General features: G+C 33.2%; 20 protein-coding genes. 14 read left to right on the forward strand and 6 right to left on the reverse strand.

All coding sequences use genetic code 11. The features are described 5' to 3' along the window. Window positions 1–29 precede the first annotated feature (29 nt). Both PLR68_00425 and PLR68_00430 read left to right on the forward strand, forming a co-directional pair. Window positions 30–965: a DUF475 domain-containing protein gene (locus PLR68_00425; protein HOW60207.1), complete on the forward strand. Its 936-nt coding sequence runs from the start codon at window positions 30–32 to the stop codon at window positions 963–965. A gap of 23 nt (window positions 966–988) precedes the next feature. Beyond that, window positions 989–1,387 carry a cupin domain-containing protein gene (locus PLR68_00430; GenBank protein ID HOW60208.1) on the forward strand — a complete coding sequence of 133 codons (399 nt, stop codon included), beginning with the start codon at window positions 989–991 and terminating at the stop codon, window positions 1,385–1,387. Window positions 1,388–1,466: 79 nt separating this feature from the next. Here PLR68_00430 and PLR68_00435 read toward each other — a convergent pair whose 3' ends face one another. Continuing rightward, entirely contained in the window at window positions 1,467–1,940 is a 474-nt protein-coding gene (locus PLR68_00435) for a hypothetical protein (GenBank protein ID HOW60209.1), read from the reverse strand. A gap of 396 nt (window positions 1,941–2,336) precedes the next feature. Here PLR68_00435 and PLR68_00440 point away from each other — a divergent pair, with 396 nt between their 5' ends. The 8 genes from PLR68_00440 to PLR68_00475 all read left to right on the forward strand — a co-directional run bounded on the left by PLR68_00440 (window position 2,337) and on the right by PLR68_00475 (window position 10,204). Then, the gene (locus tag PLR68_00440; protein HOW60210.1) at window positions 2,337–3,305 is read left to right on the forward strand and encodes a DUF4349 domain-containing protein; all 969 of its coding nucleotides are present in this window, start codon (window positions 2,337–2,339) and stop codon (window positions 3,303–3,305) included. A gap of 27 nt (window positions 3,306–3,332) precedes the next feature. Next, window positions 3,333–4,067, forward strand: a complete 735-nt coding sequence (locus tag PLR68_00445; GenBank protein HOW60211.1) for a hypothetical protein — start codon at window positions 3,333–3,335, stop codon at window positions 4,065–4,067. An 18-nt stretch (window positions 4,068–4,085) separates the two neighbouring features. Further along, on the forward strand, window positions 4,086–5,027 hold the full coding sequence (locus PLR68_00450) for a glycosyltransferase family 2 protein (protein HOW60212.1): 942 nt from the start codon (window positions 4,086–4,088) through the stop codon (window positions 5,025–5,027). Between the two features lie 112 nt (window positions 5,028–5,139). Further along, window positions 5,140–5,628 (forward strand): hypothetical protein, encoded by a 489-nt coding sequence (locus PLR68_00455; protein ID HOW60213.1) that lies wholly within the window; start codon window positions 5,140–5,142, stop codon window positions 5,626–5,628. A 152-nt stretch (window positions 5,629–5,780) separates the two neighbouring features. Next, entirely contained in the window at window positions 5,781–6,719 is a 939-nt protein-coding gene (locus tag PLR68_00460; protein ID HOW60214.1) for a glycosyltransferase family 2 protein, read from the forward strand. Between the two features lie 13 nt (window positions 6,720–6,732). Then, complete coding sequence (locus PLR68_00465; GenBank protein ID HOW60215.1) at window positions 6,733–8,040, forward strand: UDP-glucose/GDP-mannose dehydrogenase family protein; 1,308 nt, start codon at window positions 6,733–6,735, stop codon at window positions 8,038–8,040. 24 nt (window positions 8,041–8,064) lie between these two features. Next, window positions 8,065–9,246: a glycosyltransferase family 4 protein gene (locus PLR68_00470; GenBank protein ID HOW60216.1), complete on the forward strand. Its 1,182-nt coding sequence runs from the start codon at window positions 8,065–8,067 to the stop codon at window positions 9,244–9,246. A 25-nt stretch (window positions 9,247–9,271) separates the two neighbouring features. Beyond that, window positions 9,272–10,204 carry a lysylphosphatidylglycerol synthase transmembrane domain-containing protein gene (locus PLR68_00475; protein HOW60217.1) on the forward strand — a complete coding sequence of 311 codons (933 nt, stop codon included), beginning with the start codon at window positions 9,272–9,274 and terminating at the stop codon, window positions 10,202–10,204. A gap of 111 nt (window positions 10,205–10,315) precedes the next feature. Here PLR68_00475 and PLR68_00480 read toward each other — a convergent pair whose 3' ends face one another. The 3 genes from PLR68_00480 to PLR68_00490 form a co-directional block, all read right to left on the reverse strand. Beyond that, the gene (locus tag PLR68_00480; GenBank protein HOW60218.1) at window positions 10,316–10,783 is read right to left on the reverse strand and encodes a GtrA family protein; all 468 of its coding nucleotides are present in this window, start codon (window positions 10,781–10,783) and stop codon (window positions 10,316–10,318) included. Between the two features lie 7 nt (window positions 10,784–10,790). Then, entirely contained in the window at window positions 10,791–12,668 is a 1,878-nt protein-coding gene (locus PLR68_00485; GenBank protein ID HOW60219.1) for a glycosyltransferase family 39 protein, read from the reverse strand. Window positions 12,669–12,753: 85 nt separating this feature from the next. Then, window positions 12,754–14,580: a glycosyltransferase family 39 protein gene (locus tag PLR68_00490; protein HOW60220.1), complete on the reverse strand. Its 1,827-nt coding sequence runs from the start codon at window positions 14,578–14,580 to the stop codon at window positions 12,754–12,756. 129 nt (window positions 14,581–14,709) lie between these two features. Between PLR68_00490 and PLR68_00495 the strand changes: the two genes are divergently transcribed. Beyond that, complete coding sequence (locus tag PLR68_00495; protein HOW60221.1) at window positions 14,710–16,464, forward strand: phospholipid carrier-dependent glycosyltransferase; 1,755 nt, start codon at window positions 14,710–14,712, stop codon at window positions 16,462–16,464. A 38-nt stretch (window positions 16,465–16,502) separates the two neighbouring features. Here the strand turns inward: PLR68_00495 and PLR68_00500 are convergent, their stop codons facing one another. After that, window positions 16,503–18,332 (reverse strand): glycosyltransferase family 39 protein, encoded by a 1,830-nt coding sequence (locus PLR68_00500; GenBank protein HOW60222.1) that lies wholly within the window; start codon window positions 18,330–18,332, stop codon window positions 16,503–16,505. A 230-nt stretch (window positions 18,333–18,562) separates the two neighbouring features. Between PLR68_00500 and PLR68_00505 the strand changes: the two genes are divergently transcribed. The 3 genes from PLR68_00505 to PLR68_00515 are packed head-to-tail and all read left to right on the forward strand — an operon-like array spanning window position 18,563 to window position 22,767. Beyond that, window positions 18,563–19,519, forward strand: coding sequence for a metallophosphoesterase (locus PLR68_00505; GenBank protein HOW60223.1), 957 nt, complete (start codon window positions 18,563–18,565; stop codon window positions 19,517–19,519). Window position 19,520: 1 nt separating this feature from the next. Continuing rightward, on the forward strand, window positions 19,521–21,158 hold the full coding sequence (locus tag PLR68_00510; protein HOW60224.1) for a glycosyltransferase family 39 protein: 1,638 nt from the start codon (window positions 19,521–19,523) through the stop codon (window positions 21,156–21,158). Continuing rightward, a complete protein-coding gene (locus PLR68_00515; GenBank protein ID HOW60225.1) occupies window positions 21,106–22,767 on the forward strand; it encodes a glycosyltransferase family 39 protein in 1,662 nt (553 codons plus the stop codon). Before PLR68_00510 ends, PLR68_00515 begins: the two co-directional genes overlap by 53 nt. Window positions 22,768–22,891: 124 nt before the next feature. Here PLR68_00515 and PLR68_00520 read toward each other — a convergent pair whose 3' ends face one another. Further along, window positions 22,892–24,421 (reverse strand): flippase, encoded by a 1,530-nt coding sequence (locus PLR68_00520; GenBank protein ID HOW60226.1) that lies wholly within the window; start codon window positions 24,419–24,421, stop codon window positions 22,892–22,894. Window positions 24,422–24,660: the final 239 nt, after the last annotated feature.

Below are 24,660 nucleotides of genomic sequence, written 5' to 3' on the forward strand. Positions count from 1 at the left end.
TAAAATATTAACAAATAACAAAAATAAACATGAGCATATTTTCAATAATATTAATAGTCGGAGGGCTATGCTTGTTTGAAATAATATGCAGTATCGATAATGCTGTAATTAATGCTGAAGTCTTGTCCACAATGAGCAAAAAGGCGCGAAAGTGGTTTTTATTGTGGGGGCTACTATTCGCAGTTGTAGTTGTGCGCGGTCTTCTGCCGTGGGCAATAGTTTGGGCAACTAATCCATCATTAGGCATGTTCGGTTCTCTGACTGCTACCTTTAGCAATGATCCTAGAGTTCTTGAGGCTATCGAAACGTCTGCGCCGATACTTTTATCTGGTGGCGGAACATTTTTAGTTTTTTTATTTTTTCACTGGCTTTTTATAGAACCGAAGAATTATGGACTTAAAGGAGAAAGATTTTTTCATTCAAAAGGAGTTTGGTTTTATGCAGTCGTTTCAATTTTACTTGCCATTCTTGTCTGGCTAGCCCTAAAGGTCAATCCTATGATGGCTTTTGGAGTTGTTATGGGTTCAACTGCATTTTTTATCACGCATGGATTTAAACAAAATGCCGAACAACAGGAGAAAGAGTTATTGGGGAATAGTGGCAAGCAAGGATTGTCGGATATAAGCAAGATTTTATATTTGGAGGTGATTGATACCACTTTTTCTATTGATGGAGTATTAGGAGCCTTTGCTTTTACCCTTTCAGTTCCGCTTATTGTTTTAGGAAACGGTCTGGGTGCTTTAGTGCTAAGACAAATTACGGTTGGAAATATAGATAGAATTAAAAAATATGTTTATCTTAAAAATGGAGCTATGTATTCCGTTTTGTGCTTAGGGATTATTATGCTTTTAGATAGTTTCGGTTTCCATATTCCAAGCTGGCTTGCCCCTGCACTTACTTTTATTGTAGTGGGCTATTTTTTCTTAAAATCAAAAGCGGAATTGGATAAAAATATAAGTAAATAATAATTAAATAATTAATAAAAAATATGAAAGGATTTTGCGCCAACATTGAAAAAGACACTTTGGAAAACGAAAATTTTCGCAAAGTGCTTTATACTGGCAAACACAGCCAGCTGGTTCTTATGAACCTTAAGCCAAAAGAGGAAATCGGCATGGAAGTCCATGAAGAAAATGACCAATTTTTCCGATTTGAAAAAGGAGAAGGGAAATGCATCATTGATGGCAATGAATATGACTTGAAAGATGGTGTCGCGATTGTTGTGCCTGCCGGTGCACAGCACAATATTATAAATACCTCTGAGGTTGAAGAATTGAAGCTTTACACAATTTATTCTCCTGCCCATCACAAAGATGGTATCCTCAGGTCAACCAAGGAAGAAGCTGAAGCTAATGAGGCTGAATTTGACGGTCAGACAAGCGAGTAGTTTTTCTGTGATATTTTTGACAATCTTAAATAAAAATAGCCTCAAGAGGCTATTTTTATTATTTTTTAATGAAGATTTTTTATTCTTTATTTTCTTTTGGACGGATAAATTTTATATATCCGAGAATAAGGGCGATAATCAATCCTATGGTCACGATTATAAATCTGAATTTGGAATTTTCACTCATTAGACCCCTGATTATGCTGTAAGCGGTGGTGAAAACTCCTCCCAAAAGAATCCCGTCAGCAATCATTTTGATTTTGGCAAAAAATGTCAAGCTGACAATCATAATCAAAATGGCAAAAACTAATGAAGCTATAGAAACATTGCGATTATAAGCCTTTGATTTTTCGTTGAAACTCTTCATATCCTGATCGAATTTCTCCTGTTCTGCTTTTAAATCAGCATATTCTCCGCAATCAGTTTTTTGCAGATTTAACTCAGATGGATAATCAGGGGCCTGCGGTCCTTCATAAAAAGCGTCAATGCCTAAGCCTACGAATAGGGCGACAAGCAAGCCTAAAAAAAATGTATAAAATAATTTTAATATCATATAAATTTTCTATTTATTAATGCTTATATTACAATTATATCATAGATATATTCTTAAGGTAAGCATTGTATTATATAGTGAAACCACCTCTGGGGAGACAAGCAAAAGCTTAAAATGCCCAAGCTGGTAATTTTTCGAAGAGGGGGAAATTATCAGCGAAAGCGATGGTCGCTAGATAAAGCAGACACAAAATAATTGTTTCAGAGATGAGGTGGTTTTTAGAAGGAAAAAAATAAAGGATTTGTAAGTTTATATAAATCTTGAAAAAAGGTTTTTTTATTGTCTAAAGTAGTTAAATATAGTAAAATTATAATGTTGTTAATAAAAAAATACGAAAATTATAAAGCCCTGTTTTTTTATAGTATAATCTAATAAGTAAATATTAAAACATAAAATATGAACAAATTTTTAAAAATCGGAGGAATTTTGCTGGGTATATTGATAGTTCTTTTTGTAGCCGCCATTGTTTTAAGGGCTTCAAAAAGCATTCTTTCTGGATCCAGTTCTTTCTCAAATGAAACAAGCAGGAGCTCGGCGTTAGGTCTTCCTAGTGCAAAATTAGGTTTTTCCAATCAATCGCCAGCAGCAAGTATGAAAAATAGCAGTTCGCCATCTTCTTACTCCATTCCATCCGAATCTTCTTATGATGCTGTAGAATCCGGAGATTTTTTGCAGGCAGATAAAAAGATTATAAAAAATGGCGACCTTGAATTAAAAGTCAAAAGTGCTGAAGAAACTGCAGAAAAAATTTCAGAAATTGCCAAAGACAATGGCGGAGAAATATTCTCTTCTAATTTTTATCAAAGTGCGAAGAGCATAAAGAGCGGAACGATAACAATCAAGGTGCCGGTAGCTAATTTTGAAAAAACTTTTTCTGAGATTAAAAAAGTATCCTCTTTGGTTATACGCGAGTCGATTTCAGGCCAAGATGTTACGGAACAATATGTCGATCTTAAGGCACAGCTTACGAACCGCCAGGCTGAAGAACAGTCTTATATAAAGATTCTTGGTCAGGCTCAAAAAATAGACGATGTTTTGGCTGTCACGCAACAGTTATCCAGAGTCAGAGGAACCATAGAGCAGATTCAGGGTAAAATCAAATATCTTGACTCGCAGACTGATATGTCCACAATCTCGGCTAATCTTACCGAGGATGAAAATATAACAATTGCTGATTCATGGAGGCCATGGCAGGTTGTCAAAGAATCTTTCAATTCCCTGATAAAAGTAATGCAGGGTCTGGTTGATTTTGTCATTAGGTTGATTATAGTTGTTGTTCCATTCCTGCTTGTCTGGGTACTGATTATCTGGGGGATCTACAGGGTAGGCAAGAAAATTTATTTAAAAATAAAAAACAGAAATTAAAAGAAAAAAGCACAATATCCAAAATAAATGCTAAATATTACTTCCAAAATAATACTTTTTATTGGGCTTATTCTGATGCCATCAAGTTTGGCATGGGCCGATGCATGGTGGGGTCATGGCTCCAAATCATTTGATTGGATATTAAAAAATGGAGGAACAATAATAAGGTGGCAGATAGAAGATATTTCCAAAGAAGCGGATAACTGGAAAGCTGTTATGTTTGACAGTAAGGGAAAATATGTGGAAGTCGAATATGGCCAAAAGGGAGTTTTTGATGATGCTAAAAATGGAGTTTATACCATAAAAGCTTATAAAGGCATAAAAGATCATGAAACTCACAAGGGAGGAAAGCTTTTTGCTTCAATTACGGTTACAGCGCATCCAGGAGAAACAATTAATATTAAATTTAATTATAAGAATGAAACTGCCAGAATGACTACAAATTATGTCAGGCGTGTCGCAAAAAAAACTCCACCTCCAAAGCCGGCTGTTGCAAGTAAAATCGAAAATGTTCCAGATTCTTGCATAGATTCTAATAATATAAATAAAATTGCTCCAATTTTTAAATTATGCCCAATGATTGATAATCAAGCCGCTTCGGTTTTTAAGCTAGATCCGATGATTGACGATCAAGCTGCTTCAACCTTAGTTTATTCAGAAAATTCAAGCGTTGAAGATACAGATATAGAAGAAACTATAAATAAATCTAACGCAGAAATCTTAGTTGAAAATTTTTTAAAAATATTTTCAAATATTTTTTAGGGATAAAATATAAAAGCTATGAAATTGATATCAATAATTGTTCCGGCATATAATGAAGAAAAAAATATCCCGCTTATATATGCAAGATTGAAAGATATATTCATAAATCTGAAAAATAATTATGTTTTTGAGATTATTTTTATCAATGACGGAAGTACCGATAAGACCATGCAAGAAATCGAAAAATTAGCTGATTCTGACGCTCAGGTAAAATATATAGATTTTTCCAGGAATTTTGGCAAGGAAATAGCAACAACAGCCGCTCTTAATAATTGCCAAGGAGATGCTGGCATAATGGTTGATGCCGATTTGCAACATCCAGTCGAGATGATACCTGAATTTATAAATAAATGGGAGAGCGGGTTTGAGGTTGTTGTTGGAGTCAGAAAAACAAACAAGAACGCCGGATTCTTAAAAAGATTCGGGTCTAAGATTTTTTATATTATTATAAATAAGATATCTGAAGTTGAGATAACTCCAAACGCAACAGATTTCAGACTAATCGATAAAGAAGTGATAAGACAGTTTAACCGTTTTACCGAAAGCAAAAGAATGACCAGAGCCCTGATTGACTGGCTTGGTTTTAAAAGGGGATATATTTATTTTGACGCAAACAAAAGAATAAACGGAGATGCCAGCTATAGTTTCTGGAAACTTTTTAAATTAGCATTAAACAGTTTTGTATCGCTCAGTTTATTGCCGCTAAAATTGGCAGGATTTTTGGGTATGGCAATCACCCTAATTTCGGGAGTAGCGGGACTTTATATTATGCTTGGAAAATATTTTTTTCACACGCCTTTTGCATCAACATTTTCTGACTCAGAAAACCTTGCAATTCTCATTCTCTTTCTGGTGGGTATAATACTGATATCTATAGGTCTCCTGGCTTTTTATATAGCCAATATACATAGTGAGGTTATAAAAAGGCCTATGTATATAACTAGAAGCAAAAAAATTTAGCAATATTTGAAATATTATTTTACTTTATTATAAATAAATGGTATAATATAAATAAGATTTTATATGGTTCGCCTTTCAACCTTTATATTCAAAATTAAAAAATAATATAAAAATGTATAAAAAAAATATAAGTGAATTAGTTATAATAATTATTTTGTTAGCTTTAATGGTAATAGGCGGTTTTTATTGGATTTACAGCAAAAAGAATGTTCCGAATAATTATCAAGTGCCAGTAGTTTCAGAAAAACAAATATCCGCCACGCAAAGTGATGAAAACGAAAATTTTTGTGAGTCTCACTATTATGAAGGCGAAGGCATGATTCGTGGATGGAAGAACCCATCTGACCAAAATGAAGAAGAAAGCATTGTTATACGCGTAAAAGATGAGGATATTGAAAAGTTGCCTATAAGAAATGCTAAAAAATCTGAAAACTTTGCAGTGAGACTTATAGATCCCACTCCGCAGGTTAAAAACAATCTGAATCTTTCCTCCGAAAAAAATCCCGTAGTTATCGCAGTAAAAGGATATGCTGAAATATGCCAACAGGAAATTCCACAGGTAAGCCTCGCAGAAGCAAAGATTGCCTTTAAAAGAAATTAGTTTATCTAGTTTAAATATGAAATTAGGTATGATAAAAAGGATTGATAAGATTCTTTTTATTTTTTTCTCAATAGGGGTTGCCCACAGGCATTATTTCCTGTATAATTAGACAGTAATTGAGTTTTTTAAATTAAGGCTTAAATTTTAAATATATGGAAGAAAAACCCTATATTTCAGTTGTTGTTCCTCTTTACAATGAAGAAGGAAATGTGCGTGAGCTTCATAAGCGTATTGTTGAAGCTTGCGAATCACTTAGCAAACCTTATGAAATTATTTTTATTGATGATGGATCAACAGACAAAACGTTCATTGATTGTGAGGGGCTAAAACCGCTAAAATTAATCCGCTTTAGGAAAAATTATGGCCAAACTGCCGGTTTTGATGCTGGGATAAAAAATGCAAGGGGAGAAATAATAATCACGATGGATGGCGATCTGCAGAATGATCCTAAAGATATAAAAATATTGCTTGAAAAAATGAGCGAGGGTTATGACGTTGTTTCGGGATGGCGATGGCAAAGAAAAGATGATTTCATGAAAAAGCTTTCTTCCCGTATGGCAAATATTTTGCGCAAGGTTTTGGTTGAAGATAATATTCATGATAGCGGTTGTAGCCTAAAAGCTTACAAACGGGAATGTTTTTCAGAGGTTGATCTTTTCGGTGAAATGCACCGTTTTATGCCGGCCATACTGCAATTTGACGGATATAAAGTAGGAGAAGTAAAGGTTAATCATTTTCCCAGAATTCACGGGAAAACAAAATATAACTGGAGAAGGGGGATAAAAGGCATTGTAGATATGGTTTCTATTTGGTTTTGGAGAAAATATTCCAATCGCCCGGTACATTTATTCGGAGGCGGAGGAATGTTTTGCATATTTGCCGGCTTTGCAATTTTAGCCTGGATGTTAATAGAAAAAATGTTTCTCGGCGCTTCTCTATCGGAAAAAATATGGCCTCTTGTTGGAGTATTCCTGATTATGATTGGTATTCAACTATTTATTTTCGGACTTTTGGCTGACATTTTACTTAAAGTATATTACAAAAGTAGAAAATCCATGAATTATTCAATAAAAGAGATAATTAATAATTAAAATTAAATTTTTTATGAAAATTACAGTTATTGGAAGTGGTTATGTCGGCCTTGTTTCTGGAACTTGCTTTGCATCTTTTGGCCACGAAGTATTTTGTGTTGATAAAGATGAACAAAAAATTGAAAACTTAAAAAAAGGCATAATTCCGATTTATGAACCAGGTTTAGATGACATGGTTTTGGAGAATGTTGAATCTGGAAGATTAAAATTCAGTACAAAGCTCGAAGAATGTGCAGGTGATGCTGATGCAATTTTTATTGCAGTTGGAACTCCAACATCCAGGAGGGGAGATGGCTATGCAGATCTTACTTACGTTTATGCTGTAGCTAAAGAATTAGCGCCTTTACTTAAAGATTATACTGTAATCGTAGATAAGAGTACCGTACCGGTTGGTACGGCCAAGGAAGTAAAAAGAATAATCAGAGAAAATAATCCAAAAGCTGATTTTGATGTAGCTTCTAACCCTGAGTTTCTTCGTGAAGGTGCGGCTATCAGTGATTTCATGAAGCCAGATAGAGTAGTAGTAGGAGTTGAAAGTGAAAAAGCGCAAGAAATTATGAGAGAAATTTATAAGCCTTTATACTTGATTGAAACTCCGATTGTTTTCACTAACCTGCAAACAGCCGAGCTTATCAAGTATGCCGCCAATGGATTTTTAGCGACTAAAATAAGTTTTATTAATGAAATTGCCAACCTATGCGAAACTATTGGGGCCAATGTTATTGATCTGGCTAAAGGCATAGGGTTGGACAACCGTATCGGAAAAAAATTCTTGCATGCTGGCCCGGGATATGGCGGTTCATGTTTTCCTAAGGATACTTTAGCACTTTGCAGAATTGCACAGGAACACGGAAGCCCGATACGCATCATTGAAACTGTTATTGAAGTTAATGCTGCACAGAAAGCCAGAATGGTTGGGAAAATAAGAAAGGCTTTGGGTGGAAGCGAAGCGGGCAAAAAAATTGCTGTTTTAGGTTTAACCTTCAAACCAGAAACAGATGATATGCGCGACGCTCCAGCACTTATGATATTGCCAGCACTTAAAGAAAAAGGTGCAGAAATTGTAGCTACTGATCCACATGGAATGGAAGAAGCCAAAAAAAATATGCCAGAAATAAACTATGTTTCTGATCCATATAAAGCAGTTGAAGATGCTGATTGCCTTGTTCTTATGACTGAATGGAATGAATATCGTTCATTAGATTTTGAAAAAATAAAACAGCTCATGAAAGGAAGTATCTTTGTAGACCTTAGAAACGTATATGAGCCTGAGCATATAAAGAAATTGGGGTTCGAATATTATGGCGTCGGACGCAATTAAGAATAAAATTAATCTTATTTAGAAATGAGAATCCTATTTTTCAACTATGAATATCCTCCTTTAGGTGGGGGTGCAGGGAATGCTTCATTTTATTTGCTAAAGGAATACGCTAAAAATTCGGAAATTAAAGTTGATTTTATCACTTCTTCAATCAACGAAAAACACCAGATTTTGAAATTAAGTGAAAATATTACTGTTCATAAGCTTCCAATAGGTAAAAATGCTGAAAATATTCACTATCAATCAAAAAAGGAGCTTTTAAAGTATGCCTGGGTTTCCTATAAATTCGCAAAAAAGCTGGTAAGGGAGAATAAGTATGATCTTACTCATTCATTTTTTACTGTTCCATGCGGCATAGCATCTTTTATTTTAAAGAATAAATTCAAAATTCCTTATATAATTTCACTGCGCGGATCTGATGTTCCGGGATATAGTGAAAGATTCACTATTTTATACAAATTCATCACTCCGATCATAAAAAAAATATGGAAAAGTGCCTGCTTTGTTATTGCAAATAGCTGTGGACTGCGGGAGCTTGCACTTAAATCAAAAACAGAAAAAGAAATAGGAATTATTTATAACGGCATAGACACAGGTGATTTTTTTCCGGATGCAAATAAAAAAGACGAAAATAAATTCACTATAGTGTGTATCTCCCGTATTACCAGAAGAAAAGGAATCAAATTTTTGATTCAGGCGGTTGGAAATCTTCTAAAAAAATACAAGAACATAAAGTTATTTATTGTAGGGGATGGGGATGAATGCGATTCTCTCAAAAATTTAGTACAAACAATAGGAATTGGATCGGAAGTTACTTTCACTGGGCCTATTTTGCATGAAAATATTTTAGAATATTACCAAAAATCGAATATTTTTGTATTACCATCGCTTAATGAAGGAATGAGCAATACTATGCTAGAAGCCTTGTCTTGCGGTTTGCCAATAATTGCAACCGATACAGGTGGAACTAAGGAATTAGTGCAAAATGAAAAAAATGGTTTTATCGTCAAAATGAAAGATCCAGATGACTTAGCTGAAAAAATTGAAAAAATTATGATCAATAAAAATTTGGAAATTCAAATGGGCAATGAAAGCAGAAAATTATCTGAGAAGTTTGATTGGTCGGTTGTTGCTGGAGAATATATTGATTTATACCGTAATGCGATTGAATTGAAAAATATTAAAAGTAAAAATAATAATAGTTAAGAAATAAAAAAGATATTTTTTAAAAATGATAAGTAATAAAAAAATTCTAATAAATTTTCTGAAAATTCTTATCAGCCTTGTCTTTATAATCTGGATAATCTTGAAAATAGACTGGCAAGAGTCCCTTTCTTATCTCAAAGACATATCAGCTTTGTATATAATTTTTTATCTGGTAGTTGTTTTTTTCGGGCTGATAATTTCTTCAATCAAGTGGAAGTGCCTAGCTGAAAGCAAAGGTTTTAAGGAAAAATTATCTACTTTTTTAAAGCTTTATATAACTGGTGCTTTTATAAATAATTTTGTGCCCTCAACTATAGGAGGAGACATCTTTCGATCCTATCAAATAGGCAAGAAAGACAAAAGATATCCTGAAGCTACTGCAACTGTTGTTGACGATAGATTGACTGGACTATTGGCACTTTTTTTAATGACTCCCTTTTTTTCGCTTATTAATCTCAGGGTTATTTCTGAAATACCAACCTTGGTGCTTATAAACATTTTTTTTATTTTTGTCTTGGTGCTGATTCCTTTTCTACCTAAGCTATTAAAATATTTTTTTACTGGAAAAGAGATAAAATTTATTCCACAAAAAATGCTTGTTTATATCAAGGAGATCGGAAGCTTTGGTAAAGACAGAAAACTTTTTGCAAAAACAATGATATACTCTGTAATTTTTAATGTTATCGGCGTTGGTTTGGCAAATATTATTTTATTTTGGAGCATAGGAGTTCAGATGAATCCTCTTGATTATTTTTCTGTTGTTTTCATAATCAGCATTCTTTCATCGATTCCTGCAGGTGTCGGGCTAAAAGAATGGGCCTATATTTTCTTTTTTGGGATGATGGGTATAAATATTTCTGCTGCAGTCATTGTTGCACTCCTAAATCGTTTTTTTCAAGGTCTTATAAATATAATAGCGCTACCGATTTATTTAAAAAATAAAGAAATTAAAAAATAAACATACTTTATAAATATTTTTAAAAACCACTCATAATTAATATGAGTGTTTTTATTTTATTAGCTGCTCCTGAAATCATTTTGAAAGTAAGTGATTTTTTGGATTGCTTTTTTATGGCTCTTTTGAAGCCGATCCGGAAGAAAAGACGAATTTCTTGCGCATAAAGAAATTCCAATTCAGAACCAAAACAATCGCTATAATTTTGGCTATCATCACATAAACATCCAGCAGGTCGACAAAGAACCAGATAATAATTTCAGTCCAAAGAAGGCCGCCAATACCGATAATAGCAAAGAGAGGGAATTCCTTCTTGATGTTGCCTGAACTTTTAAAAACTAAAAGAATATTCATAGTATAATTTGTTGCAGTTCCGGTGACATAGGCTATTGGTGCTGCGATCAAATAATGCACATCAATAAAATGGGTCAAAGAATAAAGCATGACAAGATCAACAAGAGTGGAAGTTCCGCCGCAAATTAAATAACGGAAAAACTGAAGCAAGCCCTTGTTTATTTTTCTCCTGAGTATTTTTTCAGCGATAGTGTTGACAATTTTATCAATGAAATCAGCTATTAACATAAATCTTTTATAGTATATTATTATTTTTTATGACTTTAACAAAATTATTCGGATTGTTGCTAATGATTGTTTCAAATTCAACATTTTTCTTTTGATACATTTCCTCGAAATTTACATAAGATGCGACATTTTCTGTAGTTTCTATGCCGTTAATAACTTTAGGTTCTTTTGATAACTTAACTGTGCGCGACCTTCTATCTGTAGAAATAATAAAATAATCAAGTTTATTGTCTAAGAAAGTTTCTATTTTAAAATCAACAAAACATTTGCCGACAAATCTTTCGCAAACAGCTCCCTTGTCTGACCAAATTACCATATTGCCGGCATTTGGAAGCTGATTGAGATATTGAGTAGCCTCATAACTTCCTTCACCCATGCCTTTTAGGTTGACAATGAAATTTTTTGGCAAAATTTCCGATGCATAGGCTAAAAAGTTTGGTTTTATGAAAAATAAGCTTCCTTCAAGAATAGCAAAGATTGCTATAATTGCAAAAAAAGAAGTAACATATTTTTCAATCTTTTTTATTTCTAAAAATTCCGAAACACCAATGGCAGCCAAAACGAAAACCAGCGGATAAACCATAATCTGGTAGCGTACGGTAGCAATGACTTCATTTACAGCTGCACCCATATAGAAAATCAGGATGAAAATGAGTATATAAAATTTAGTTATGGATTTTCGATCAAGCTCGTTTTTTTTGCGCAGAGAAAAAAAGACCGAGAAAATTAAAAAGAAAAGAACAAGAGGCGAAATGCTGAAAATCAAGCTATATGTGTCGGCTAATATTGCCCCAATGTATTTTTGCGCTAAATTGCCAGTGCCTATTCCTTTTGGCGAAGCGATGATTTCTTGAATGTTGAAAAAATTAAATTTGGCATAGACATGGAGAAAAACAATGGCTATCAGTATGAGGAAAATTCCAGCAATTGTTTTTATCAAAATTTTGCGATGTTTTGCCAGAAAGCCAAAAATTATTTTAGAAAATTTTGCTTTGAATATAATTAGATCTAAAGCTAGAATGGCTATGATTCCGACATAAATTGGCCAAGTAGAAGAGAATACAGGATGACCGACAGTATATTTGAACAGTATATAGATTTTTTCCCAAGTGGCTGGAAAAAATAGGAAAGCCGAAACTATTGCAACTCCAAAAAGAATAAGATAATTGACGGAAGATTTTTTCAGATATTCATCAATCTCTGTTTTTTGATAGGTGTATAGAAAATATTCCATAAGGAATATTGAGAAAAAGTATACAAAAAGAATATTGGCGACAAATTTGTTTATGACAGAAAGTCCGAGAAGAAAACCGGAAAGGATGAGGAATTTTTTTTGTCCGTCTTTTAGAAAATTGAAAAAACTTAAAATTGAAAGTCCTGCCAAAATCCAGAGCATCGCATCTGAATTTATTATCAGTGAGATGCCGAGCAAAATCGGTGAAAGTCCGATGAAAATTACTGAAAATATGGCAATTTTTTGCCCAAGTAATTTTTTGATGAGGAAATAAAATATAGGTAGCATGGACAAAGTGAAAAGAAAAACAGGCAAACGTAGATGGAAGTAGAGATTTTCTATTCTTTGAATATCTCCCAGAGTCTTCTTTTCATAGCGTATTTTTTGAAGTTTTTTTATGCTATTGAAATCTTCATTGTCAAAAGGAAGACCTATTCCAGAAATTGCCGCAATAACTATTCCAGGTTTATCACAAAGATGCGTTTTCTCCCATTTCATATTTTTTATTGCATTCCAGAACTTAGGAACTCTGTCATATGACCAATAGGGTTCATCTACTCCGGAAAACTTTTCCAATCGCGGAAAACCGAAATAAAGTGAAGATATGAATATGGAAAAAAATACCAAAAAAACAATGATTTTTTGCTTCATTTTACAATGCTTGAAAAATTATCTTATGCTTTAATTGTAAGCCAAAAAAGGGCTATTGTAAATGAATTAGAATATAATATCCCAGTTACTTTTTCAAAGAATCTGTCTCGACTATTTTCACGAAATTTGAATTATTGCGACCAAGTATAATTTTTTGTAAGTAGTTCTCAGTCTTATAAGCTTTTTCAATATCGATAACATCATCAATACTCCCAAAACTTTTGGAACTTTTTGATTCTCTTCCTGAAGAAACGACAACATAATCGAATTTAAAGTTCTTTAGTTTTTTCTTGTTATATCCAATTGCGCATTTTCCCAAAAATTCAGCGCAAACGGAGCCTTTGTCTGACCAGATTATAAGATTTTGCGCATCAGGCAGTGAATTCAGATATTCTGCTGCTTCATAACTGCCGTCACCCATATCCTTGTAGTTCAAAAGGTATTTTTCCGGCAGGAGCGGGGAAGCATAGGCCAAATAGAAAGGACGGGCAGAAAAAAGTGCAAGAAAAGAAACCGCTAAAACAAAAACAATAGCTAATGTGTTTGGAATGTATTTCTCTACTTTTTTGCAGGATATGAATTTTGATATACCTATGGCGCTTATTATCATAGCTAGCGGATAGGTGACAATTTGGTAGCGTACGGTGGCTGTAACTTCATTTACTGAAGAAGCCAAATAGTAGAGAAAAATAAAAATTAAAAAATAAAAAATAATCTGCAACTCAAGATCGATAGAGGTTTTTCCCCTGACACTTAAAAATAACGCAAAAATAAAAGCAAGAAAGGCAAAAGGACACATTCCAAAAATCAGGCTGTAAGTGTCGGACAGAATTGCTCCAGCATATGATTCTAGAATGTTATCTGCACCTATTCCCTTGGGTGAAGAAAGGAAGGAAACAAAATCAATAAATTTCATTCCTGAATATGTATTTATGAGAACAAGCAGGGTGAATAGAATAAAAAATGAGGAAAATATCTGCACGATAATTGTTTTGTGTTTTGAAATAAAACCTAAAATCAATCCCATAACCTTACTTTTAAGAAGAATGATGTCCAATGCAACAAGAGTAAAAATTGATGCAAAAACAGGCCAGGTTGTTTCAAATGCTTTACTCAGAAAAGTGCCTTCTAGAAGTATTTCCAAATTTGTCCATGAGGCGGGAAAAAGAATGAAGAAAGTTAGCATCGAAAATGCAACTAAAGTTAAATAATTAACAAAAGATTTTTTAAGATACTCAGAAAGAACTGGTTTTTTCTCGATGAAGATGTATTCTAGAAAAGGAAGTGCAAAAAAGAAAATATACAGAATATTGGCAACATATTTTGTGAGAAGGGAAAGTCCCATGAAAAAGCCGCTTAAGACAAGATATTTTTTATTTTCCTCTTTTTTAAAGACAAAATAACTGAGAATTGAAAGGGGTAGAAATATCCAGAGCAGTGAATCAGGGTTTATAATCAATGAAATGCCAAAAATAATCGGAGAAAAACTTATAAAAATAAAACTCAAAAGCGCAATGATGTCTCCAAAAAGTTTTTTAAGAAGGAAATAGAAAGCTAATAGAATTAAAGTGCAGAAAAGGAAAATCGGCAGGCGGAAATAGAAATTAATCGCTCTTATATCATGGAGCTGTTGCTCGGTCTTTACATTTTCTCTCAAGGACTCATATTGCATCGGATCATATTTAAGCAGACCAAAACCAGAAAGGATCGCTACAGTTATACCTGGTTTGTCATTTACATTCGTTGACTTCCAGTTGTGATTTTCTATGGCAGTCCAAAACTTAGAAGTTCGTCCGTATGTCCAATAGGGTTCGTCAACAGCAGAATATTTGTCTAATCTGGATAATCCTAAAAAAAGATTTATGGCTATAACAAGCGAAATAACAAGTGGTGTGATGATTTTTTTGAGCATTTATTTTTTAAAAAAATAATCAAATTACCTCACAAAGATAGCATATTTTAATTGAGTAGTCTATTTGGTGACATTTTGACTTTGCAAGCAAAAAATGTATACTGAAATAGTTATATTATGAAAATTATTATGAAAAATAAATTAGTGCCTTTATTTTTTTTTATAATTATAATAGCATCTTTTCTTTTAAGGACTTATCAATTTGATGATTGGCTATACTTTAAAATGGATCAAGCACGAGATGCTTTCCTCATTGATAATATCGTGGAAAATGGGCCAGGCTATATGCCTCTTTTGGGAGCCAGAGCCGGAGCAACAGAAGTAGATCAGGGCTTCTTGCGTTTGGGGCCTATTTTTTACTATTTTCAATATATTTCAACTCTCATCTTTAATTCATCTCAGCCCCCAGTTTTAGCCTATCCGGACCTGTTTTTTTCAATTGCAGCCATAATACTTCTGTTCTTTTTTGCAAGACTTTATTTTTCCAGGAAATATTCACTGATGATAACGGCGATGTATGCCTTTTCTTTCATCATAATCCAGTATTCGCGTTTTGCCTGGAATCCGAACTCGCTTCAATTTTTCCTTCTTTTGAGTTTCTATGGCCTGCTTAAGTTTTTTAGGGAGCAGAATGAAAAGAAAAAATATCTCTGGCTCATTCTTTGGATTTTGGGAATTGTGATCGGGTCGCAGTTGCATTTCTTCGGATTTTTCGGATTAGTCGGAATCTCTGGATTATTCGTACTTTTTAAAATGGAATTCTGGAAGAAAGAAAAAATATTTTCATATTTCAAAAAAGAAAATATTGTAAAATTTTCCAAATATGTCGCAGCTGCATTTTTTGTTTTTATTTTGCTATATATGCCTGTAATAATCAGTGACATTAAAGAAAATGGGCAAAATACCAAAAATTTCATCACAGCTCTGAGTTCGAAACCCGAGAGCAAGCCATTTATAGAAAAAATTTCCAAAAATATTTCTGAAAATCTGAATTATTATTGTTTAATAACAACGTCGCAGTGTTATGGGGAAGAGAATAACAAGGAAAATTTTGCTATGTTCTTGACAACAATAATTTTAATTTCAGGTGTCATTATTCTATTACGTGCATTAAGAAAAGAAAAAAATGATTCAAGAAAAGATTTTTTGGCTCTTCTTTTAATCTGGATAAGTGTTTATTTTATCCTTATGATTCCGGTTTCATTTCAACTTCGCCCGAGATTTTTTATTGTTGTTTTTGCAGTACCGTTCATTCTTTTAGGCATGATTTATGAATATTTGGAGGAAAAAATTGGATATAAAAAGGCTGTTTGGACGGGAATAGTTGTTTCATCCCTGATAATTGTCTGGAACTCCTATGGGACTTATGCTTGGTTCAGGGAGCAGGCAAATTCACAGAAAGAAACTGTTGAAATAAGAAGGTCGCTTATTCTGAAAGCAAAAGATGGTGTCTTGCTTTGGCATTTGCAATCTGTTGCAGACTGGATGTATGCACACCATGAAAAAGGCAAAACCTTATATTATTATGTAAAGCCGGAGCATGTGCGCCCAATAGATTATCTTTTGTATAAAAAAAGAGATAAAGACTTAGTTTATGAAACTATGAAAATAAATGATGATCCAAATGCGGAGTATTTTGCCATAACTCCGACAAAGAACGGCACTGAACCGGTTATAAAAAAATTCGGCGATAACATAACTGTTATTGAACAGAAAGAATTCGGACAGCTTATGGTTTCAAAAATTATGATAAATGATAGAAACATTTCGGCAGATTTCAGGTTCAACCGCCCTAAAACTAAAACAGACCGTCTTTTCTGGAAAGATGTTTTCAATAAAAAAGATCGAGATGACAATCTTTATAATATAACAGGGGAAGAATAGCGTATGAATTATTTGAAATCAATTCCTGTATATTTAAATTATTTTGCAAATATTTTAATGTAGTTTTCTGGTCTTTCTCCAATTTTCATTTCCCATTTGGGGGATGTTTTTTCGTAATATGTTTTTATTTGGGGCATATTTTTGTGTTTTTTGACGTATGATTTTTTGCTCATTTTTTGATTATATATTATTTCTCCTCGGCGAGTAAAAACAAAATAATCAAAAGAAGGGGGAATTTCATTTTGAAGAACCGAATAATCGGAAGTGCATTTTCCGCGAAAAAAATCACAGAAGCCGTAATAGTCGGACCAGGCAGACTTATTCTCAACGTCGGGCAATGGATTCAGATATTGTGCGGCCTCATATCCTCCATATCCCCATGAATCAGTGACTAAATATTTTTTTGGAAGCATAAAATTGGTGTAATTAAAATAGAAAGGTTTGATGCTTCGAAGACTTATTAAGCTCAAAATAATCAAAAGTATTGTTGTGGCCGGCCGAAAATATTTAGCTTTGTTATTTTCCGGTATGGCGTAATAAATTCCAATAGCTGCCAGAATTGAAAATATCGGGTATATGATTACATTGTAGCGGATAATATTTAGCAAATTTTGCTGAAGCAATGCCGCGTTATAAACAATAACAAAAAGTGAAAGAGAAAGAATTAAAAATTTCTCCTTAAAATTTAAAAATAATGATTTAGCCCACAAAAGCAGGCAGAATAAGATGACAGGCGGGGTCAACGAGAAAACAGTAGGTCTGGCTTCTAAAATTATTTTCTTGAAAATGTTTTCTTTCTTGAATATTCCGCCCTGGCGTGCATCAAACGGTATTTTTTCTAAGTTCAAAAAATCTTTTCCAAAAATATAATTTAAAATCGTGATCAAAAAAATAAGCAAGAGGGTTAAATAGATTATTTTTGAATATTTTTCCCAGAATGGTCCTATTTTTTGCAAAAATATGAGGCTGAATTTATTTTTTACCCAAACATACTCAATGATTAAAAGTATTACCAGAATTGTTATAGGTAGCAATACAAAAGGCATAGTTGAATAGCCAATAGTTCCGTCATACAGGTAGCGTTTTAATCTGAAAAAACTTGCTGGAAGAAGAATTGTAAATACTGCCATGGAACCTGCAACTACGAGGAAATATTCCCAAGAAAACCGGAATATTTTTTTTGCCAGATCGTTTTCTTTGTTTTCATGTATTTTTTCTAAATAAAAAATAAGCAGAACAACAAAAAGAAAAGGAATAAGAATTGTTGCTGTGAATTTTGTCAGCATTGAAAGTCCCAAAAATAAACTCGTTAAAATGAGAAATTTTTTTTCATTATTTTCCAGATATGCAATGAAAGAAAGCAATGTGGCGATTGAAAATGACCAAAGAATAGAGTCGGCGTTTACTATCTGTGAAGTTCCAAGAATGATAGGCGAGAGAAGAGTGAAAATGATTGACCAGATGGCTATCCAATAATTCTTGGTTATTTTTCTGATAATCCAAAATAAATATAAAGAGAAAAGTGCATTAAAAATAAGAATCGGAATTCTGAAAGCAGCGAGCATATTTTCCAATGGCTGCGTTGTTCCGACCTCACTGGCTTTATTTTTCTTCAGGTAGTCTGACGGGTTGGGATATTTCAATAATCCTGTCCCTGAAATTATGGATAAAGTTATCCCGGGCTTTTCATGGACATATGTCTTTTCCCACGCTTGTTCCTGGATAGCTTTCCAATATTTTGGAATACGATCATATATCCAAAGATGCTCATCGGCCGTAATAAACTTTCCGATGTGATTAAAACCAAAAGAGAAAAAAATTATCAAAGTTGTCAAAAAAAACAGCAGAATTTTTATAGGTATTTTCATATAATTATCCTTGAATTATTTTAGATATACTAACTGAATTATATACTAAATGATAGGAGCGGTCTATTTAAGCAACAATTTTGACTTTAAACCTTAAATCGTATAAAATTATTAGGTATTTTAGCTATAAAAATTTTTTAAGACATTTTTTTCGTTCACGCAAAAATCAATAATTCAAAAAAATCTGAGTCGTTTTTGATGAACGGATTTTTGGTTTTTAATAAAAAGAAATGGAAAGTAACAAAAAATTTCACAAAGTAATCTTTTTATCCACAATATTGATAGTTTTTTTTGCAATTTTGGCTTTATCAGGTTATTTGCTTTGGACCAAAGTTATTTTAGCAGCTGAAACCAGCTTAAAATTTGGCTTTGTTGCTGATTTTGAGTATGGATATAGAAATAAAGTCGGCAATAAGCTGACCAACAAAGCTCCTGAAGCTTTGGAAAAAGTAGTTGAATATTTCAACAATGATTTTCATCCGGAAATTGTAATTTCCGGAGGGGATATGGTGGAAAGTTCTACTTCCAAAAAAGACACAACAATCCGACAATTTAAAGAAATAAACGATATTTTTTCAAAACTGCAATCAAGAAGGGAATATGTTTTCGGGAATCATGATTTACGCGATTTAAACAAAGAGGAATTGCGAAAAATACTTGATATAGATGCTAACCATAAATATTTTGATTTAGGCGATTGGAGATTTGTTCTGATGGATACAAATTTCAAAACTGACGGATCTGACCTTGGTCCCAACCAATACGTAAACGGATATGTAAGCAAATCAGAATTCGAATGGTTGCGAGAAGCTCTAAACACTGACAAACCCACTATCTTGTTTTCCCATCATAGTTCAGTCCCATCAGAATTAAACGGACAATTTGTTTCCTATAAAAAAAATATTTCAAGAGGAATTGAACTTCATAATTTTCTCAAACAATATAAAAATCTTGTTCTTTTTGCCTCTGGTCATGAGACTGGATATAAATTTGCCAATATAGAAGGGCTGAATTATATAATTTCTGGAAATTTAGCCACAAGTAAATATTTGGGTAATTTTATTTCTTTTAATGCTAAATACAACAAATACACCAAGGAAGCAAAAATAATCATTCAAAAACATGGAGAACATGCTCAGGAATTTGAAATAAAGAAAAAAATAGGAAAAAATTTTTTATTTTTTTGATATGAGTGATAATGCTGAAATTATTAAAAAAAAATATATAAAATTGCTGTTTTTGCTTGCTATAATCGTGACAGGTATTTTTTTCCGCGTTTATAATTTTCATGACTTGCTTCGCTTTAATGCCGATCAATCAAGAGATGCTGGGATTGTGAGAGATTTTTTGGAAGGACAAATTTCTCTGCCATTGTCCGGACCTTTGGCGGGTGGCACAAGTTTTGCCCTTGGTCCAATTTTTTATTATTTTCAGATCATTTCAGCTAAAATATTCGGAATTTATCCTGATAAAATGGCCTATCCTGATTTGTTTTTTTCAATCCTAACAATCCCGCTTCTCTATTTGCTTTTTAAAAAATATTTCAACGAATCCCTTTCGATTGCTTTAACTGGCCTCATGTCTGTTTCAATGTTTTGCGTCCAGTATTCCCGTTTTGCCTGGAATCCCAATTCGGCTCCATTTTTTGTTTCTCTTTTTTTATATTCACTGCTGATGCTTTCGGATGATGGCGCAAAAAAGAAATTTATCTGGGCAGCTTTGACCGGAACCGCCATGGGAATAGGCATGCAACTCCACACATTACTTTTGGTTGCAATGCCGTTAAGCTGGCTGTTTTTTTTAGGATATGTTTATAGGGTGAGTGGCAGAAAAATGGCCAAAGAATTTGTTGTTATTTTTTTGTTCGCATTATTTTTAAATGTTCCGCAGATATTTGGAGAAATTCAAAGTGGTGGTCAGAACATCCAGGCATTTTTGGAAGGAACAGCAAAAAAAACTGATAATGAAATCGGCATTGCTGAAAAATTTACTGAAAACATACTTTGCCAAATACAGGGCAATAATTACATAATCTCTACCATAGGACCAAATGGGGATTGCGGAATTAAATATGTCGCAAAAAATTTTAAAAAACACAGGCCACTCGAGAGGCAGGTTTTTGTAGTTGCGGAAACTCTTTTTGGCCTTATATTTACAATAGGCGGAATTATCTTATGGGTTAAAAATGCCAGAAGAGAAAATGATGACAAGAAAAATAAATTTCTTATGCTTCTGGGAATTTATTTTTTGACAGTTTCTGTATTTTTAATTTTATTGGCAAATGAAATTTCAACAAGATTTTATTTAGTTTTGGAATTCTTGCCCTTTTTACTGCTCGGTTTTTGGGTGGATGAGATTTTGAAATGGACGAAAGATAGAAAAACAAAAATTGTAATCGTAATTCTGACATTGTTTTTTATCGCGCTTGCAGTAGTCAATATATATAAAACATGTGGAATGTTTAGAGACTTTTTTTTGCATAAAAAAATTGAAAATAATGAAAGCCTATTTATCACGCTAAGTGAAACAGAATTTATTGCTAATTATATAGCCTATCACACAAGTGATCAAAAGGCAGTCTATCTTAAAGGCAAGAAGCTGTATCTTTTTAAATATGCAAGATCAATTGACTATTTTACAAAAAAAGAAGGAATCATGATTAAAGAGTATTCCAAAAAAGAAAAATTACCTGAGAATGCAACTATTTTCTTTCTGGAAAATGCGGAAAATAGTGGAAGATTAGATAAAAAAACAAGGGCAAAATATCAAGCAAATGACCCTCAAATTTTTGGAAGATTATCTATTGCAAAACTACATGAAAAATAAGGTTATTTTCAGAATCAAACAAGTTTCATGGAAGATATGGGTTTTTGTAATTGTTATTGCTTTTGGGATTTTCTTGTGCACATTTCATTTTTCTGAATATTTACGCTTTAATTCCGATCAAGCTCGGGATGCTGGAGTTGTAAGGCTAATGGCGCAAGAAAAAATATTTCCATTGCTTGGACCAATTGCCGGAGGGACCAGTTTTCATCTAGGACCGGCATTTTATTATTTTCAATACATAAGCACTGAGTTGTTCGGAATTTTTCCTGACAAAATGGCCTATCCTGATTTACTTTGGGGAATTCTTTCCATTTTATTAATCTATTTTTTGATCAACGAATATTTTGGAAAGAAAATTTCTCTTTTGCTCTCTGGTTTATATTCGATTTGTTTTTTTGCCATTTTTTATTCCAGGTTTGCCTGGAATCCAAATGCAGCTTCTTTTTTTGGAATGCTGTTCATTTTTTCGATGTTAAAAATTGCGAAAACCAATGACCATAAAAAAATATTTTGGTCAATTCTCTGTGGCATTTCTTTGGGAATCTTGGTACAACTGCATACAATTCTGTTGATCAGCGCTGTTCTATCTTTTATCTTATCTTCAATAATTTGGCTGAAAAGAAAATTTTTAAATTTTAGATATTGGTCGGTTATAATTTTGATTGCTTTGCTTTTGAATGTTTCTCAAATAATAAGCGAAGTTAGAACCAAGGGGGCGAATTTCGAAGCTTTCAAAAGCGGAGCAGAAACGAAAAATAAAAACCAAAGCTCGCTTCCCAAAAATATTGCCACAGCAATCAACTGCCAATTTGGATCCAATTTGAAAATAATATTACCGGTGGGGAACATGGGCGAAAAAGCTGACTGCCAATTTATGGATTCATGGGAATATAAAAAATTAAAAAAAAGCAGCGGAGTTGAACTTTTTGGGAAAATCGCTTTGTTTGTTTTTTCTTTTATTTTTTCCCTGGGTGGATATTTTTTTCTAGCTTGGAACTTCAAAAAAGAAACGGAAACAAAAAAGAAAAATTTTATTTTAATGATTTCAATTTACATTGTTTCAATAATGGCGATTATGTTTTTGGCAGCCCAAGAAATGTCACTTCGCTATTTCATTATGTTGTCTTTTGTACCTTTCATTTTTTTGGGATTTTGGATCGAATTAATATTGAAAGCAGGAAAATTCTCAAGATTAGTAATTTTGATTATTTCTTTAATTTTGTCAGTAGCTAATGTTTGGGCTATCAAAACGGCTTTTGCCGATTGGTCGAGGGGTGGAGGAGATATGATAGATGGATCTTCTGTTCAAGTTGAGAAAATTTCCGATTACATCATAGCTGGATCCAAAAACGCAAAAAAAATTCAAATCTATGGTTCAAAATCTAATTTGGCCAGGTTTTCTAATCGAATATCTTATTTCACCGATGAAAAAGGAATTGAAATTGTGGAATTAAATCGAAGTTCGCAAATAGATTGGTTGATCCCATTATTTGGAATCGTGAATGACTCAGGGGAAGATTATCATATCGGTGACTTTTATCAATTCGGATATATTTCCGAAATAAAAAAAATAGACGGAATAATAATTTTAACAATAAGTGAAAAATAAAATTGAAAATCTAAAAATTTTTTTAAGTAACAATCAATTTTTTCTTTTTTTATAAATTAATTTAAAACCATTTCTATTGCGGAATGGTTTTAAGTTAATTTTGAATTTTGTTTTTTTATAATTTCTATGACTGGGGCTCATTGCCTGAAAGTTCTTCCTGAATTTCAGTCTTCTTTTTCTTTTTGGAAATTATCTGTTTCAGATAGTCAATATCATTCTTCGTTATTCCGTCCAAGAAATATAAAATTGCCAGGTACAATGCAAATAGTATTGCCGACCAGAGAAGAAAAATGAATTCTCCCTTATCAAAAAGCAGGGAAGCGGCATACATGGCAATTCCGGCTAGGGAAATTTTTAAGAGATTTTTAAACTTAATTAAAACTCCGAAATCTCTTTGGATATAATATAAAATAGCTAACATTGCTACGAAGGATGTGATCGTAGTTGCAACAGCTGATCCGACAATTCCAAAACGCTTGATAAGAATGTAATTGAGAATGGTATTGATAATAACGCCAAAAATGGAAATCCACATCGGAATTTTTGTCTTGCCGGCGCCGTTGAGCACGAAACTCATGACATAAAAAATTGTCAGGAAACCGACGCCATAAGCGAGAATAGACATCGGATAAGCTGCTTCAATATATTTAGTGCTGTAAAATATTTTTATAATTGGCCGTGAAAATTCTGACATAAGAATTACAGAGGGAACAAGCAGGATTATCATCAGTCTTAATGATTGGCTTATAACCAAATTTGTCTGTTCATGATTTTCTTCTGCTGTTGATTTAGAAATTACCGGCAGCAGCATTATAGTCAAAGCGTAAAAAATGTAGTAGGGAATGCGGCCAACAGTCAAAGAAGCATTATATATTCCAGTCAAATAGTCATTATGCAAAATACCCTTAACCAGATACAAATCAATGCTTATAAGCAGTTCATAAGCCAAAAAGAAGAGGATTACCTGCCAAGCGTAACTGACGAGCTTTTTGGTCTCAAAAGTGCTCTGTAAGCTCAAATTTTGGCCTTCAGCAGCCTTTTTTATCTCTTTGGTGTATTTGAACTGATCTAAAGTAAAGGCGATTAAAAAGACCGAAAATGCGGCCAAAGCATATCCGACAATTGATCCTGGAACCCGGAAAGTATAAGCTAAGCCAATAATTGCCACAACCTTTAGAACAGAACGCAATGTTTTGAGAATTGATTGAATATTGAATTTATGCAGGCCTGTGTAGTAGGAAAAATAGAAAGAAGCCATAGCAAAGGCAGGAATAATCAATGTTGAAATTCTGAAGAGGGGGGTCAGAGTGGTATCCCCTAATACATAAGAAATCAGGGGAGCTGAAAGGAAAAATATTATTGTAATTCCGCCAATCAGAATCGATTGCAGGATGATCGCTTTCTTTTTAATGACAAGCACCAGTCGGGGATTGGTTTCGAAAATCTCGCTGATATATTTGGCCATTGCAGTTGGAATTCCATTGCCGATCAGGATTATAACCATGGTGGTCAGGGTTACAACTAATCCATACCTTCCATAATCGGCGGGACCCAAAATCCGCCCGACAAAAGAGTGGATTATATATCCGGAAAGATTGAATATTATTTCTGAAACAACAAGCCAGAATGTTGATTTTGCGAGATTGCTTGACATAAATTAATTTATCTTGTATTATATAGTGTTATAAAAAATATATTTTATAAAAAAGGAGGGGAGAAGAATGAATGAAGTTCTTTTATTTTTAGGAGCAATTTCTCCAGCAGGTTTTTTTTGGGGAATATCATGCAAAAAAGTTAAAAAGCAAGGCAGAGAGGCATTCATTGAAATTGTTCCTCATGTGGCTGTGATATTGATTTTATATATATTACAGGTAATCTTTTTCCTTAATTGGA

The sequence above is a fragment of the Candidatus Moraniibacteriota bacterium genome (assembly GCA_035390125.1).
Classification (GTDB): domain Bacteria; phylum Patescibacteriota; class Minisyncoccia; order Moranbacterales; family GWC2-37-73; genus DAOOTD01.